General features: G+C 65.2%; 12 protein-coding genes. 8 read left to right on the top strand and 4 right to left on the bottom strand.

The window, feature by feature from the left end:
• Positions 1-143: 143 nt before the first annotated feature.
• From QW845_RS18915 to QW845_RS18905, 3 genes are all read left to right on the top strand, one after another.
• Positions 144-1,034 (top strand): cation diffusion facilitator family transporter, encoded by an 891-nt coding sequence (locus tag QW845_RS18915; RefSeq protein WP_315803064.1) that lies wholly within the window; start codon positions 144-146, stop codon positions 1,032-1,034.
• Between the two features lie 317 nt (positions 1,035-1,351).
• Positions 1,352-1,933 (top strand): TRAP transporter small permease subunit, encoded by a 582-nt coding sequence (locus QW845_RS18910; protein ID WP_315803063.1) that lies wholly within the window; start codon positions 1,352-1,354, stop codon positions 1,931-1,933.
• A 23-nt stretch (positions 1,934-1,956) separates the two neighbouring features.
• Positions 1,957-3,633, top strand: a complete 1,677-nt coding sequence (locus QW845_RS18905; protein ID WP_315803062.1) for a TRAP transporter large permease subunit — start codon at positions 1,957-1,959, stop codon at positions 3,631-3,633.
• A 98-nt stretch (positions 3,634-3,731) separates the two neighbouring features.
• Here the strand turns inward: QW845_RS18905 and QW845_RS18900 are convergent, their stop codons facing one another.
• The 4 genes from QW845_RS18900 to QW845_RS18885 all read right to left on the bottom strand — a co-directional run bounded on the left by QW845_RS18900 (position 3,732) and on the right by QW845_RS18885 (position 7,973).
• Positions 3,732-4,820: a TRAP transporter substrate-binding protein gene (locus tag QW845_RS18900; protein ID WP_315803061.1), complete on the bottom strand. Its 1,089-nt coding sequence runs from the start codon at positions 4,818-4,820 to the stop codon at positions 3,732-3,734.
• A gap of 175 nt (positions 4,821-4,995) precedes the next feature.
• Entirely contained in the window at positions 4,996-6,090 is a 1,095-nt protein-coding gene (locus QW845_RS18895; RefSeq protein ID WP_315803060.1) for a TRAP transporter substrate-binding protein, read from the bottom strand.
• A gap of 179 nt (positions 6,091-6,269) precedes the next feature.
• Positions 6,270-7,394: an Mrp/NBP35 family ATP-binding protein gene (locus QW845_RS18890; protein ID WP_315803059.1), complete on the bottom strand. Its 1,125-nt coding sequence runs from the start codon at positions 7,392-7,394 to the stop codon at positions 6,270-6,272.
• Positions 7,395-7,526: 132 nt separating this feature from the next.
• Positions 7,527-7,973: a VOC family protein gene (locus QW845_RS18885; RefSeq protein ID WP_315803058.1), complete on the bottom strand. Its 447-nt coding sequence runs from the start codon at positions 7,971-7,973 to the stop codon at positions 7,527-7,529.
• Between the two features lie 259 nt (positions 7,974-8,232).
• On the opposite strand from QW845_RS18885, the gene QW845_RS18880 reads away from it, so the two are divergent.
• From QW845_RS18880 to QW845_RS18860, 5 genes are all read left to right on the top strand, one after another.
• Positions 8,233-9,102 carry an NAD(P)-dependent oxidoreductase gene (locus tag QW845_RS18880; protein ID WP_315803057.1) on the top strand — a complete coding sequence of 290 codons (870 nt, stop codon included), beginning with the start codon at positions 8,233-8,235 and terminating at the stop codon, positions 9,100-9,102.
• Between the two features lie 339 nt (positions 9,103-9,441).
• On the top strand, positions 9,442-11,832 hold the full coding sequence (locus tag QW845_RS18875; protein WP_315803056.1) for a TonB-dependent receptor domain-containing protein: 2,391 nt from the start codon (positions 9,442-9,444) through the stop codon (positions 11,830-11,832).
• 7 nt (positions 11,833-11,839) lie between these two features.
• A complete protein-coding gene (locus tag QW845_RS18870; protein ID WP_315803055.1) occupies positions 11,840-13,270 on the top strand; it encodes a PepSY domain-containing protein in 1,431 nt (476 codons plus the stop codon).
• Between the two features lie 137 nt (positions 13,271-13,407).
• Positions 13,408-15,003, top strand: a complete 1,596-nt coding sequence (locus QW845_RS18865) for a HAMP domain-containing sensor histidine kinase (RefSeq protein ID WP_315803054.1) — start codon at positions 13,408-13,410, stop codon at positions 15,001-15,003.
• Positions 15,004-15,050: 47 nt separating this feature from the next.
• Positions 15,051-15,248, top strand: coding sequence for a DUF1289 domain-containing protein (locus tag QW845_RS18860; RefSeq protein WP_315803053.1), 198 nt, complete (start codon positions 15,051-15,053; stop codon positions 15,246-15,248).
• Positions 15,249-15,263: the final 15 nt, after the last annotated feature.

Here is a 15,263-nt window from a genome sequence, read left to right as displayed (position 1 = left end):
CGGAGCGACACCGCCGCTATAGGCGGTCTCGACGGCCATAAAAACCGGGGGCATCAGCTCCTTCCCGACACCGAACCGCTTCCACCCTGGTTGCGTTCCGCCGCAGCGTTGAGTACCCCAGCGCGGGATCGGATCAGGACATCATGGCCTCGCAATCGCTCAAGCTCGCCATCGGCAGCCTCGTGGTCGGAACGATCGTGCTCGGCCTGAAATATCTTGCCTATTGGATCACCGGCTCGGTCGCGCTCTACTCCGATGCCGTCGAGAGCATCGTCAACGTCGTCACCGCCGTGGTCGCGCTCGGCGCGGTGCGCATCGCCGCCAAGCCCGCGGATGCCAACCATCCGTTCGGCCACCACAAGGTCGAGTACTTCAGCGCGGTGATCGAGGGCGTCATGATCGTCGTGGCGGCGCTGCTCATCATCCATGAGGCCTACGGGAATTTCTTCAATGCGCGCGCGTTTTCGGCGCCTGCGGAAGGCCTCGCGGTGAACGCGCTGGCGAGCGCGATCAATGCGGTCTGGTGCTGGCTGTTGATCACGCGCGGCAAGCGGCTGCGATCGCCAGCGCTGGTGGCGGACGGCCGGCACCTGCTGACGGACGTCGTGTCCTCGGGCGGCGTCGTGGTCGGCCTCGGCCTCGCGGTGATGTTGCAGTTGCCGATCCTCGATCCGGCGCTGGCGGTGCTGGTCGCGGTGAACATCCTGTGGTCGGGATGGCAGGTGCTGAAGGAATCCACCAGCGGGCTGATGGATGAGGCGGTCTCCGACACCACGCTTGCGCGCATCCGCCAGATCATCAGCGCGCATGCCGACGGGGCGCTGGAGGCGCACGACGTCCGGACCCGCCATGCCGGCAAGCTGACCTTCATCGAGTTCCACCTCGTGGTGCCCGGAGAGATGTCGGTCAACCAGGCGCACGAGATCTGCGACCGGATCGAGGCGGCCTTGCGCGAGGACGACGAGCACAGCTGGATCACCATCCACGTCGAACCCGAAAACAAGGCCAAGCATTCCGGCGTGGTGGTGCTGTAAGACCGCTGCGCACCGGACGTGGTCCGTCGGCCGCACCCAGGACTCCCCCGCCCTCACGCTCGGCCCGTTGACCTTCATTCGCCGGCCAGCGATCGCCCGGCCCCGGCGACCTGCGACAGCTGTGGCGCAGCGTCGCCAGTCCTGCAACATGTTGCGGCAACGCTCATTTTTGCCCATTTTTCCGATTGACGGCAACACGAGGCGCTGAAATGGTGCCCTCGTTTTTGAGCCTGCCGGGCCGGATAGGCCGTTGCGCCATGTGCTGCGCAGCCAGAACGGGCCATGGGACGTCGCAAGACATTTGGGGGAGGATTGCGTTGCAAGCGTTGCTGAAATTGAGCCGTGGGATCGATGCGTTCACGACCTGGACCGGCAAGCGGCTGGCGTGGCTCATCCTGCTCGCCGTCATCATCTCGACGATCAACGCCATCGTCCGCAAGACGCTCGACACCTCGTCGAACTCCTGGCTCGAGCTGCAGTGGGTGCTGTTCTCAGCGGTCTTCCTGCTGTGCTCGCCGTGGACGCTGCTCGACAACGAGCACATCCGCATCGACATCGTCAACGCGATGATGCCCAAATGGCTGCGCGACACCATCGACGTCGTCGGCCACGTGCTCTTCCTGATTCCGCTCTGCGTCGTGATGATCATCACCAGCGTGCCGTTCTTCCTGCGCTCGTTCGAAATCAACGAGCAGTCCAGCAATGCCGGCGGCCTGCCGCAATGGCCGGCGAAATCCCTCATCATGATCGGCTTCGTGTTCCTGCTGGCGCAGGCCATCTCCGAGCTGATCAAGCGCATCGCCGTGATGCGCGGGCTCATCCCTGATCCCCACGCTGCGAAATCCCACGGGATCGAGGCCGAGGTCGAGCACCTCGTCGAAGCGATCGAAAAGAAGTAAGCGGCGGGCTGGGGGATACTTCAATGACAGCTTTTCTGATCGCCAACATGGCGCCGATCATGTTCGCGTCGCTGGTCGTGATGCTGCTGCTCGGCTATCCGGCAGCCTTCTCGCTCGGCGCCGTCGGCCTGTTCTACGCCCTCGTCGGCATCGAGCTCGGCGAATTCCGGCCGGACTTCCTGCAGGCGCTACCGGAACGCGTCTACGGCGTGATGAACAACGACACGCTGCTGGCGATTCCGTTCTTCACTTTCATGGGCCTGGTGCTGGAAAGATCCGGCATGGCCGAGGACCTGCTGGACACCATCGGCCAGCTGTTCGGCACCATCCGCGGCGGCCTCGCCTATGCGGTCGTGTTCGTCGGCGCGCTGCTCGCGGCCACCACTGGCGTGGTCGCCGCGTCCGTGATCTCGATGGGCCTGATCTCGCTGCCGATCATGCTGCGCTACGGCTACGACCGCCGGCTTGCCAGCGGCATCATCGCCGCCTCCGGGACCTTGGCGCAGATCATCCCGCCGTCGCTGGTCCTGATCGTGATGGCCGACCAGCTCGGCAAGTCCGTCGGCGACATGTATGAAGGCGCCTTCATCCCCGGCCTCGTGCTGTCCGCGATCTATGCGCTCTACGCCTTCCTGACCAGCATGATCTTTCCGAAATCGGCGCCCGGCCTGCCGGCCGATGCGATCGGCTTTCGCGAGGACTCGGGCGACCGCGGCCTGAAATCGCTGGGCGTGCTGTTTCTGGCGAGCTGCGTGTTCGGCTGGTTCATGATGCGCGGCTCGGAATATCACGGCGCCGACTTCGTCGTGCTGAGCATGTTCTACGGCATCGTGTTTGCCTTCGCCGTCGCAGTCGTGAACTGGGTGCTGGAGCGCACCACCGGATACCGCTTCCTGTCCCGCATGGCGCAGCAGACCACCTTCGTGATGGTGCCGCCGCTGTTCCTGATCTTCCTGGTGCTCGGCACGATCTTCATCGGGCTCGCGACGCCGACCGAAGGCGGCGCGATGGGTGCAGCCGGCGCGATCATCCTCGGCGCGATCAAGCGGCGGCTCAGCTTCGACCTGGTCCGCCAGGCCGTCGAGTCCACCGCAAAACTGTCGGCCTTCGTGGTCTTCATCCTGGTCGGTGCGCGCGTGTTCTCGCTGACCTTCTACGGCGTCAACGGCCATGTCTGGGTCGAGCACCTCTTGACCTCCCTACCCGGCGGCCAGATCGGCTTCCTGATCTTCGTCAACGCCTTCGTGTTCGTGCTGGCGTTCTTCCTCGACTTCTTCGAGCTGGCCTTCATCATCATTCCGCTGCTGGGGCCCGCGGCCGAAAAGCTCGGCATCGACCTGATCTGGTTCGGCGTCATCCTCGGCGTCAACATGCAGACCTCGTTCATGCATCCGCCGTTCGGCTTCGCGCTGTTCTATCTGCGCTCGGTGGCGCCGAAGGAGTCCTATCTCGACCGCGTCACCGGCAAGCGGATGGAGCCGGTGACGACCGGCCAGATCTACTGGGGCGCCGTGCCGTTCGTCGTGATTCAGTTGGTCATGGTGATGCTGGTGATCCTGTTCCCCTCGATGGTCATGCACTACAAGGGCGCGGCCTCGACCGTCGATCCGAACTCGATCAAGATCGAGATTCCGCAGATCGATGCGCCGCCGCTCGACTTCGGCCCGCCGCAGATCGATGTCGGACCGCCGAAGCAGTGATAGCCGCGGCGCGCAATCGCTCCGCCCACGAAAAACCCCGGCGCAACGCGCCGGGGTTTTGTTTTGTCGCTGCCTCCTGACGCGATACGACGCCGGCCTCAGCTCTGCGAGTTGCGCGCCATGAAGGCGTCGTAGCCGATCTCGGCGACCTGGAACCAGGAGTAGCCATTGCCGGCGAAGGCCGTCAGCGACTCATAGGTCTTCTTGAAGTCGGGGTTGGTGGCCGCGACCTCGCTGTGCAGCTCGCGCGCCGCCTTCAGGCAGGCCTGCATGATCTCCGGCGAGAACGCATGCAGCTTGGCACCGGCGGCGAGCAGCCGGCGCAGCGCCGCCGGATTACTCTGGTCGTACTTCGCCATCATCCAGTTGTTGGCATAGTGGCCGGCATGCTCGAGGACCTTCTGATAGTGCTTGGGCAGCGCATTCCAGCGATCCTGGTTGACGAAGGAGAGCAGCATCGGTCCGCCCTCCCACCAGCCCGGATAGTAGTAGTGGGGCGCGACCTTGACGAAGCCGAGCTTCTCGTCGTCGTAGGGTCCGACCCACTCGGCCGCATCGATCGTGCCCTTCTCCAGCGCCGGATAGATGTCGCCGCCGGCGATCTGCTGCGGCACCGCGCCGAGCTTCTGCAACACGCGGCCGGCAAAGCCACCGACGCGGAATTTCAGTCCCTTGAGATCGTTGACGCCGGTGAGCTCCTTGCGGAACCAGCCGCCCATCTGACAACCGGTGTTGCCGGCAAGCAGCGAGACGACATTGTACTTCGTGTAGAACTCGTTGAGGATCTCGCGTCCTCCGCCGAGCATGTACCAGGCCTGGTTGAGGCGCATGTTCGGCCCGAACGGGACCGACGAGCCGAAGGTGAACGTCGGGTCCTTGCCGAAGTAGTAGTACGACGCGGTGTGGCCGATTTCGACGGTGCCGTTCTGCACGGCGTCGAGAACCTGCAGGCCGGGGACGATTTCGCCGGCCGCGAACGGCTGGATCTGGAATTTGTTGTCGGTGGCCTCGCCGACCACCTTGGCCATGATCTCGGCGCCGCCATACAAGGTGTCGAGCGATTTCGGCCAGCTCGTCGGCATGCGCCATTTCAGCTCCGGCATCGATTGTGCGATGGCCGGCGCCGCGATCGCGGCCGCGCCAGCGGCGCCAAGCCCAGTCACCTTGATGAAGTCTCTCCGCTTCATAGTTCTTCCCTCCTGGGGGTCATTGTGTTCGTTTCCTGAGCAGCCTTCTTTGTGAGGCTTCAGTTCCAGTGTGGATCAAAGTGCGTCGGAGTGCCATTGCGAAAAGTTGCCGCAACGCAAAAGCCCGGCCTCTCACGAGGCCGGGCCCAAGTCGATCCGCCGATTGAAGCTACGATCAGCCGCGGGTACGCGAGCGGATCATGAAGCTGTCATAGGTGTACTCGGCGACCTGCCACCACAGATACTCGTCCGAGCGGTAGGCCTGCATCGCGTCGATGACCTTCTTGAAGTCGGCGTTCTTGGCCGAGATCTCGCCCCACAGCTCGTTGGTCGCCTTGAGACAGGCTTCGAGCACCTCGTTGGTGAACGGACGCAGCTGCGTGCCCCCGGCGACCAGGCGCTTCAGCGCCGCCGGGTTCACCTGGTCGTAGCGCGCGGCCATCCAGGTATTGGCGTTGACCGTCGCGTTGGCGAGAATCGACTGATAGTGCTTCGGCAGCTCGTTATACTTGTCGAGGTTGGCGAATGCGTGGACGGTCGGACCGCCTTCCCAGAAGCCCGGATAGTAGTAGTACTTGGCAACCTTCTGGAAGCCGAGCTTCTCGTCGTCATACGGACCGACCCACTCGGCCGCGTCGATGGTGCCCTTCTCCAGTGACGGGTAGATGTCGCCACCCGCGAGCTGCTGCGGCACGACGCCGAGCTTCTGCAGCACCTGGCCGGCGATGCCGCCGATGCGGAACTTCAGGCCCGAGAGGTCGGCGACGGTCTTGATCTCCTTGCGGAACCAGCCGCCCATCTGGGTGCCGGTATTGCCGCAGGGGAAGCCGATCACGTTGGCCGACTTCTTGAAGAACTCGTTGGCGAGCTCGTTGCCGCCGCCCTGATACAGCCAGGAGTTCTGCTGCCGGGCGTTGAGGCCGAACGGCACCGACGCGAAGATCGCGAAGGTCGGGTCCTTGCCGACGTAATAATACGACACCGTATGGCACATCTCGACGGTGTTCTTGGAGGTCGCGTCGAGCGCCTGCAGACCCGGAACCAGCTCACCGGCCTGGAAGACCTGGATCTGGAACTTGTTGTCGGTCATCTCGGCGACCTGCTTCGCCAGGTACTCGGCGCCGCCATAGATCGTGTCGAGCGACTTCGGGAAGCTCGAGGTCAACCGCCACTTGATTTCCGGCATCGACTGCGCGATCGCCGGCGAGGCCACCGCAGCCGTCGCCGCGGCACCGGCGGCCGAAACCTTCAGAAAATCACGACGCTTCATATTAAGGCATCTCCTTGTTGGGGGCGTTTCCCGTTGAAAAAGCATTTATCCGCCGATGCGATTGGCCGCACACGGTCGAAGGCGATCCGGGCCGGGCTTTAGCACGGAACCGGTTAAGCGAAAACGCGACGTTGGAATGACAAACAGTCCAATAGTCGCACGCGCTTCGCTGCAGTGCATCAAGCAACGGCGATGGCGTCCTTGAGCTGATCCCGCACCGACGCGGCGATGGTCCTGTAGATCGCGGCATGCGGACCCTTCGGCTCGCTCTCGACCACCGGGTTGCCGGCGTCCGACGTCGAGCGGATGTCCATGTGCAGCGGGATTTCGCCGAGGAACGGCACGCCGAGCCGCTCGGCCTCGTGGCGCGCGCCGCCATGACCGAAGATGTCGGACCGGGTGCCGCATTGCGGGCACTGGAAGTAGCTCATGTTCTCGATGATGCCGAGCACGGGCACGTTGACCTTGCGGAACATCGCAAGCCCGCGGCGGGCGTCGATCAGCGACAGGTCCTGCGGCGTCGACACGATCACCGCGCCCTTCAGCGGCACGTTCTGCGCCAGCGTCAGCTGGGCATCGCCGGTGCCCGGCGGCATGTCGACGACGAGCACGTCGAGCGTGCCCCACGCGACGTCGCGCAGCATCTGGTTGATCGCCGACATCACCATCGGGCCGCGCCAGATCATCGGGCTGTCCTCGTCGACGAGAAAGCCGATGGACATGATCGACAGGCCGAAGCGCGACAGCGGAATCATCTTCTTGTCGTCGGTGAGCTTGGGCTTTTCCTGCAGCCCGGTCAGCCGCGGCACCGACGGGCCGTAGATGTCGGCGTCGAGCAGCCCGACCTTGAGGCCGAGATCGCGCAAGCCCAGCGCGAGATTGATCGCGGTGGTCGACTTGCCGACACCGCCCTTGCCCGAGGCCACGGCGATGACGGCCGCGATACCCGGAATCGCGGCCTGCCGGGACATCGGCGAGTCCGCCGGATGCTGGTGCGGACGATGCGCCGAGACCGGCTGCACCCCGCCTTGCCGCGGCGGCGGGGCGGCAGCGCCCGCCTTGCGCTCGGCGGTCAGCGCGATCATCGCCATGGTCACGCCGGGAATGGCGCGCACGGCGGCTTCGGCTTGCGCCCGGGTGTCTTCCCAGGCGCGAGCCTCGCTGGCCTCGACATTGATCGAGAAGAACACCTTGCCGTCATTGGCCGTGATCGGCGACAGCACGCCGGCGGCCGGCAGCGCCACGCCACGTGGCGAGCGGACCCGCTTGAGTGCCTCGATAACCTGCTGCTGCGTCACGCTCACGGCGCGTCTCCTGAAATAGCTCAGAACGCGCCACATCGTCGCGCCCTATCCTGTTGGCCGGACATGATCTTCCGTCGTCTGCGACGGCACCGCTCCGGCCCTGCGTTGCGCCGCTTCATAAAGCCGACCGGCTCAAAACGCCACCATGGTTCCGATGTCGGAGGCGGTCTCCACCGGCGCATCCTCAGCCCGCTCTTTCGCTGCCTCGTAATTGAGCTCGATCATCACGCCGTTGGGGTCGCGCACGAAGATCTGCCACAGCTCCCCGCCCGGCACCTGCCGCGCTTCGAACGGCATGCCCTTCTCCGCGAGCCGGGCCTTCATGCCGGCGAAGCCGCGGCTGACGAAGGCGACATGGTGGACGACGCCGGAGTCCGGCTTCTGTGCCTCGGAGGTCGGCGAGATGTCGACCAGATGCACCACCGGGCGGCCCTCGCTGTACATCCAGGCGCCGGGAAAGGCGAAGTCCGGACGGGCGCCGTTCTCGAGCCCGAGCACGTCTTCATAGAAGCGCACGGTCTCGGCGAGGTTGCGGGTCCGGATGTTGAAATGATCGAGCACGCCGACGCTGACGCCCATGCGAGACACTCCCTGGCTGGTTCGTTGGTTGACTGGATTTCGTTGCCGGATGGCGGCTTTGCAAGCCGTCATGATGATGCCTCTTTAGCACGCGGCGGCGCTTTCGCATCCGTCACGAAGCCGTTGCCCCCGCCTCGCAAGCCGGTATGGTGCGGCGTCCAGCACCGCCGCGACCGCGCCGGGTGCTGATGTGTTCCTTTCAAGAACAGCCCGGCCCTCTCAAGGCCGCCGGCAGAACCCCAAGGTCAAGGTAGCTCATATGGCTAAAGTCGCTTTCATCGGTCTCGGCGTCATGGGTTTCCCCATGGCAGGACACCTCGTGAAGAAGGGCGGTCACGAGGTCACGGTCTACAACCGCACCGCGGCCAAGGCGAAGGAATGGGCCGACAGGTTCGGCGGCAAGGCAGCACCGACGCCGAAGCAGGCCGCCGAAGGCCAGGAGTTCGTGATGTGCTGCGTCGGCAATGATAACGACCTGCGCTCGGTCACGATCGGCCCGGACGGCGCCTTCGCCGGCATGGCCAAGGGCGCGACCTTCGTCGACCACACCACCGCCTCGGCTGAAGTGGCACGTGAGCTCGACGCCGCAGCCACCAAGGCCGGCTTCAAATTCATCGATGCGCCGGTGTCCGGCGGCCAGGCCGGCGCCGAGAACGGCGTGCTGACGGTGATGTGCGGCGGCACCGCCGACGCCTATGCCGGCGCCGAGCCGGTGATCGCGGCCTATGCCCGGATGTGCAAGCTGCTCGGGCCGGCGGGCTCCGGCCAGCTGACCAAGATGGTCAACCAGATCTGCATCGCCGGCCTCGTGCAGGGCCTGTCCGAGGGTATCCATTTCGCGAAGAAGTCCGGCCTCGACGTTCCCGCTGTCATCGAGACCATCTCCAAGGGCGCCGCGCAGTCGTGGCAGATGGAGAACCGCTACAAGACCATGAACGATGGCAAATATGACTTTGGTTTTGCGGTGGAATGGATGCGCAAGGACCTGTCGATCTGCCTCAGCGAAGCGCGCCGCAACGGCGCCCATCTGCCGGTGACCGCGCTGGTCGACCAGTTCTATTCCGAGGTCGAGAAGCTCGGCGGCAAGCGCTGGGACACGTCGAGCCTGCTGGCCCGTCTGGAGAAGTAGTCCCGGGGCTTGTCGACACCATCAAGCGGCCGCCCTCGGTTCGACGGGCGGCCGTTTTGCATTGGACTCGGTATGCGAGCCGGACCCGCCCTGTCGTCGACGCCAGATGCTCTGAATGGCATCGGAACGCTCCATTGCGCCCCCTGCGACTCGCTGATACCCGTTGCAATCGCTAATCGTTCGCATGTGTTGCCAGATCGAGACGCCCTTCAGCCGGAATCGCCCGTTTGAAATGTTATAACATTTCATTTCCGGAGGTTTAAGCTAACTCTCGTCCGGGCATCGTGAACGTTACGGGCGCAGGCGCCGGCTCAGTCCGGACCTGCGGTGGGGATCAGAATGAGCGTGCGGACGATCTGGGGGTCGATATCGTTGGCGGGACTTGTGGCCGGGTGGTCAGCCGGCCACATGGCTCACGCGCAGCAAACGGCAAGCCCCGCCGTAACACCGGCGGCCAACACGTTGCTTCCGGATGTAACGGTCGACGCGCCGCGGCAGCGGCCAGTGTCCGACCGGACGCAATCGCGCGGCCGAACGGCGGACCGGACCACCCGTCCCGTCCAGCAACGCGGGACCGCGCCAGCGCAGGCAGCGCCATCCGTTCCCTCACAGGCCACCAACGCGACCGCGACCCCGCTCAACGGCAACGCCATCCCGGCAGCCGGCAGCCGGCTCGGCCTGGCCGCGCGCGAGGTGCCGGCGACGGTCGAGGTGATCGGCGCCGAGACGCTGCGCGAGCAGGGCTACTACACGACCGTCGACGCGGTGAAAGGTGCCACCGGCGTCAGCGCCGGCGATGCGCCGAACGACGTCGGCTTTGCGATGCGCGGCTTCCAGGGCAACCAGGTCAACGTCCTCTATAACGGCATCAACATCGGGCCGACCGGATTCAGCGCGCTGACGATGGAGACCTTCAACCTCGACCGCGTCGAGTTTCTCAAGGGCCCCTCCTCGCTGATCTCAGGCCAGGGGGCGGTCGGCGGCACCATCAATTTCGTCACCAAGACCCCGCACAGCGGCCCGGTCGAGAGCGAGGCCTTCGTCGGCTTCGACCAGCGCGGCACATTCCGCAGCGGCTTCGGCTCCGGCGGCAGCACGACGGTCAAGGGCCTGGACTATCGTTTCGACATCAGCCGGACCAAGGAGGTCGGCTTCATCGACGACACCGAGTTCAAGAATGTCCATGTCTCCGGCCAGCTCGACTACCGGCTGTCCGAGAGCTTCAAGACCTTCTTTGCCGCCGAGTTCAAGGACTACAAGGCCAAGCCCTATGAGGGCACGCCGCTGGTGCCGGTGGCCTATAGCGGCGCGAACGCAACCAGCGGCATCGTCTCGGGCTCCAAGATCTCCGCCTACAACGGCAGCGATCTCGGCGCCGTCACGATCGACGGCCGCACGCTGTCGACCAACTACAACGTGGTCGACGGCCACAAGACCATCAAGGAATCCTGGGTCCGCAGCGGCTTCGAATGGGACCTGAACAACGCAGTCACGCTGCGGAGCCAGATCTACAACTACAATGCCAGCCGCGACTGGTACAATAACGAGGTCTCGGCCTTCAACGCGAACACCAATCTGGTCGATCGCGAGCGCTTCTTCGTCCATCACAACCACAACATGGTCGGCAACATCACCGACGTGATATGGAACGGCAGCATCTTCGGTCTCGCCAACCGGCTCGTCACCTCGGTCGAGAGCTCGCATACCGACTTCACGCGACCCGGCGCGGCCAATTTTCCCGGCGATTCAGTCCCGCTGATCGGCTTCGATCGCGGCACCTATGGTAAGCTGAGGACACAGCTTCAGACCGCCACGATCGACAGCGTCGCGCTCAATCTCGAAGACCGCTTGAGGCTGACCAACAGCTTCGCGCTGGTCGGAGGGCTGCGCTACAACCCGTTCACGCTCGACCGCAATTGGATCCGCAATGGCGCCGAGCGGCCCGGCTTCCCCTATTCCAAGAGCTGGCAACCGGTCACGGGACGCATCGGCTATACCTGGGAGGCGCTGCCGGGCACGATGTTCTACAGCCAATATGCGACGGCAACCGACATCTCGGCCGACAGCATCTTCATCCTCACTCCGACGCAAAACCTGACGCTGTCGGATTCGCGCAGCTACGAGACCGGCGTCAAGCAGCTCGCATGGAACGGCCGCGCGGAATGGACCTTCTCGGCCTTCGACATCGAGCGCAACAACGTCTACAGCGCCCAGGCCGGCCAGCAGCTCAACCTTGCCGGCAAGGTCAAATCGCAAGGCATCGAGCTGTCGGCTGCGGTGCGGCCGACGCCGGAGAGCAGGCTCTGGGGCAATTTCGCCTATGTCCGCGCCCGCTATGCCGATTATGATCTCGCCGGCGGCGGCTCGTTCTCGGGCAACACGCCGCCCAACATCCCCGCCGTCATCGTCAATGGCGGCGGCTCCTACCGCTTCCTCAATCCCGGCTGGTGGCCGGTCGAGCTCGGTTTCTCCGTCCGCCACGTGGGCGACCGCTGGAGCACCGATGCCAACACGGTGAAACTGCTCGCCTACACCACGGCCGACCTGTTCGCCTTCATCGACCTGCCGAAGGTGCCGCTGTTCGCCACCGCGACCAGCACGCGGCTCGCCTTCCGGGTCCGCAACGTCACCGACCGGCGCTACGCGGCCTGGAGCGATCCGTTCTATCCCGACCAGATCTTCCTCGGCGCGCCCCGCACCTACGAGGTCGAAGCCTCGTTCAAGTTCTGATGGCCGCATGATCCGGGCGCTGATCCTCACGCACCGCTGGCTGAGCATCCCGCTCGGTCCGCTGCTCGTGCTGTGGTTCGCGACTGGGATCGTGATGCACTACGTGCCATTCCCGGCGCAGACCGAGAGCGAGCGCTTCGCCGCGCTGCCCGTGCTCGACGTCGCCATGTCGCTGCACGGTCCCGCGGAGGCCCTCGCCAAGGCTGGAATCGACCATCCAGACCGCGTCCGCCTGGTGCAGCGCATGGATGGCCCGGTCTATGTCATCTCGACCGCCGGCCGCAGCACGGCCATTCATGCCGACACGCTGGCCACAGCCGAGGTGAGCGCCCCCGACATCGCCCTGTCGATCGCACGCGCAGCAGCGCAGCGGCGCGGGCTCGAAGCCGACGGCGCCGCCGTTGCAGCTCTGGACGACTACGACCAATGGACGGTGCCGAACCGGTTCGACGTGCATCGTCCGTTGCACCGGATCGCGCTCAACGATCCCGGTGGCACCGAGCTCTATGTCTCCTCGCGCACCGGCGAGGTCGTGCTCGACACGACTCGGTTCGAACGCGCCTGGAACTACGTCGGCAGCGTCGTTCATTGGATCTATCCGACCATCCTGCGCAAGGACTGGGCGGCCTGGAACGCTGTCGTGTGGTGGCTGTCGCTCGCGGCGGTCGTCGCCGCCGTGAGCGGCGCCCTGCTCGGCCCGATGCGGCTGAGATATCATGAGGCGCGGCTGTGCTCGCGCTACCGCGGCTGGCACCTGTGGCATCATTGGGGCGGCCTGATCTGCATGCAGTTCGTGCTGACGTGGATGGTCAGCGGCTGGCTGTCGATGGACCATGGCAGGCTGTTTGCGACCGGCCGTCTGACGCCGTTCGAGCAAGCCATTCTCGTCGGCGCGCCGGATTGGACCGACGCGACCGCGGGCGCGCTCGCGGCGGTGCATGGCGGGGTCCGCGAGATCGAGTGGTTCGCCTTCGGCGGCCGCCTCTATCAGCGCATCCGGCGCGCGCCGAGTCAGCAGCAGATTTCGCTGCTGGACGGCGCATCGGCACGCATCGTCGGCCGCTTCCTGCAGCCGGCCGACGTCAATGCCGCGGCGTCCCGCCTGCGCGGCGACTGCGCGCGCTCGTCCGAAGTCGAGCCGGGCGACGACTATCCGTTTGTTTCCGATGTGCCGGGCGCGCCGGTCCATCGCGTGATCTGCGGCGACACCTGGTATCAGGTCGACGCCGCCTCCGGCGCGGTGCTCGAGAAGCTCGACCCATCCCGGCGCGCCTATCGGTGGCTCTATCAGGCGCTGCACACGCTCGACTTTCCGGCCCTGCTTGCGCAGGCGGCGCTGCGTACGTTTCTCATCGTCGGCCTCTGCGCGATCGGCCTCGTCTTCAGCATCACGGGCGTGGTGATCGGCTGGCGCCGCCTGCGCATGCAGCTCCGCTGAGCCTCGCCACAATGGTTAATTTAACGCGCGGTTAACGCAAATTTTTCGTTGTCTATAATCCGTCTTAAGGATTTGGGCCCAGTTATAGACAATGCAGAAAGCAGCCCGTACCTCGCGGGCAGGATTTGTGTTGTTTGATGAGTAAACCCGCTGAAAAGCCTGAGGTCGTCGAGCTTCCGGCAGATCCGCCGGCGCTTGCACCAGCAAGCCAGCGCCGGGCCGCGCAGCAGCGGGTGCGCGAGGCGCGCGACCGGTTAACGTCGACATCGGGAACGCGTCCGGCCTTCGACCGCGAGCTGCTGCGCCAATACGCGCAGACCCGCATCTCCGCCTCCTACATCGTCGTGCTGCTGGTGGTGGCAACCGGCCTGATGCTCAGCGTGTGGCTGCATACGATCGCGGCCGGCGCCTGGACGCTCGGCGTGCTCTGCATTCATGCGGCGATCGTGCGCAACTGCTCGAACTTCCTCGCCGACCAGCCGTCGCTGGCGGCGACGCGGCGTTGGCGCACGCGCTTCGTGCTGCTCGACCTGCTCTACGGCGTGTGCTGGATGGCGATCCTGATCCATCCGGCGCTCGCGGCGGTGTCGGGCACGCTGATGATGTTCCTGATGCTGCTGGTGATCGCGGTCTCCAGCATGCTCGCCGCCAACCTGCCGATCGCAGCCGTCGCCGTCACCGCGCCGGTGACGGTCGCGATCACGCTGAGCCTCGCGCTGTCGGGCACGTTCGACAACTACCTGCTCGCCGGGTTCGCCGTCGCGGCCGAAGGCTATTTCGTGCTGCTCGCCCATCAGCTGCACGCGACGACGCTCGCCACGCTCGAAGCACGCGCCGAGAAGGACGCCCTGATCGGCGAGCTCGAGCAGGCGAAGGCGATCTCCGACGAGGCGCGCTACCGTGCGGAGGCCGCCAACGTCGCGAAGTCGCGATTCCTCGCGCAGATGAGCCACGAGCTGCGAACGCCGCTGAACGCCATCCTCGGCTTTTCCGAGGTGATGAAGAGCGAGATCTTCGGCGTGCATGCGGTGCCGGTCTACAAGGAATATTCGGCCGACATCCACAATTCGGGCGTCCACCTGCTCAACCTCATCAACGAGATCCTCGATCTCTCGCGCATCGAGGCCGGCCGCTACGAGCTGAACGAGGAAGCCGTGGCGCTGGTGCACGTGATCGCCGACTGCCACCATTTGCTGAAGCTGCGCGCCACGAGCCGCGGCATCACCATTCGCGAGGTGTTCGAGCAGAAGATGCCGCGGCTGTGGGCCGACGAGCGCGCGATCCGGCAGGTGGTGCTCAACCTGCTGTCCAACGCCATCAAGTTCACGCCGCAGGGCGGCGACATCTGGCTGAAGGCCGGCTGGACGGCCTCGGGCGGACAATATCTCAGCGTCAAGGACACCGGCTCGGGCATCCCCGAGAACGAGATTCCGATCGTGCTCGCCTCATTCGGCCAGGGCTCCAACTCGATCAAGTCGGCCGAACAGGGCGCAGGATTAGGTCTGCCCATCGCCAAGAACCTGATCGAGATGCATGGCGGCACGTTCACGCTGAAATCGAAGGTCCGCATCGGCACCGAGGTGATCGTCACCTTCCCGCCGGAGCGGGTGATGTCGGCGCTCGCTCCGCTGTCGGACGAGGCACCGCCATTGCAGCCGGAACACGCGATCGCCCCCGCTCAGGAGAAGCGTCGGGTCCGCAAGCCGATCATGAATGCCGGAACGGGACTGTGAGATGATTGCACTTGCACGACAGTGGCAGAACCTTTCAAACTCGCGCCATGAGCCAGGAGACGCCCTGCATCGCCGTCTGCATGATCGACCCGAAGACGAAGCTCTGCTTCGGCTGCGGACGCACGCTGCCGGAGATCGCCCGCTGGGGCCGCATGTCGACCGACGAGCGGCTGGCGCTGATGGACGGGCTGCCGTCCCGCATGCACGACGCCGGCCTGCCCGCGCTGGCGCGTCGGCGCGACTGAGCGCCTCGGTGCCGA

It is taken from the genome of Bradyrhizobium sp. SZCCHNS3002 (assembly GCF_032377435.1).
Lineage (GTDB): Bacteria > Pseudomonadota > Alphaproteobacteria > Rhizobiales > Xanthobacteraceae > Bradyrhizobium.
Note: the sequence above shows the minus strand (reverse complement) of the source record. Positions and strands in the feature narration are given on the sequence as shown.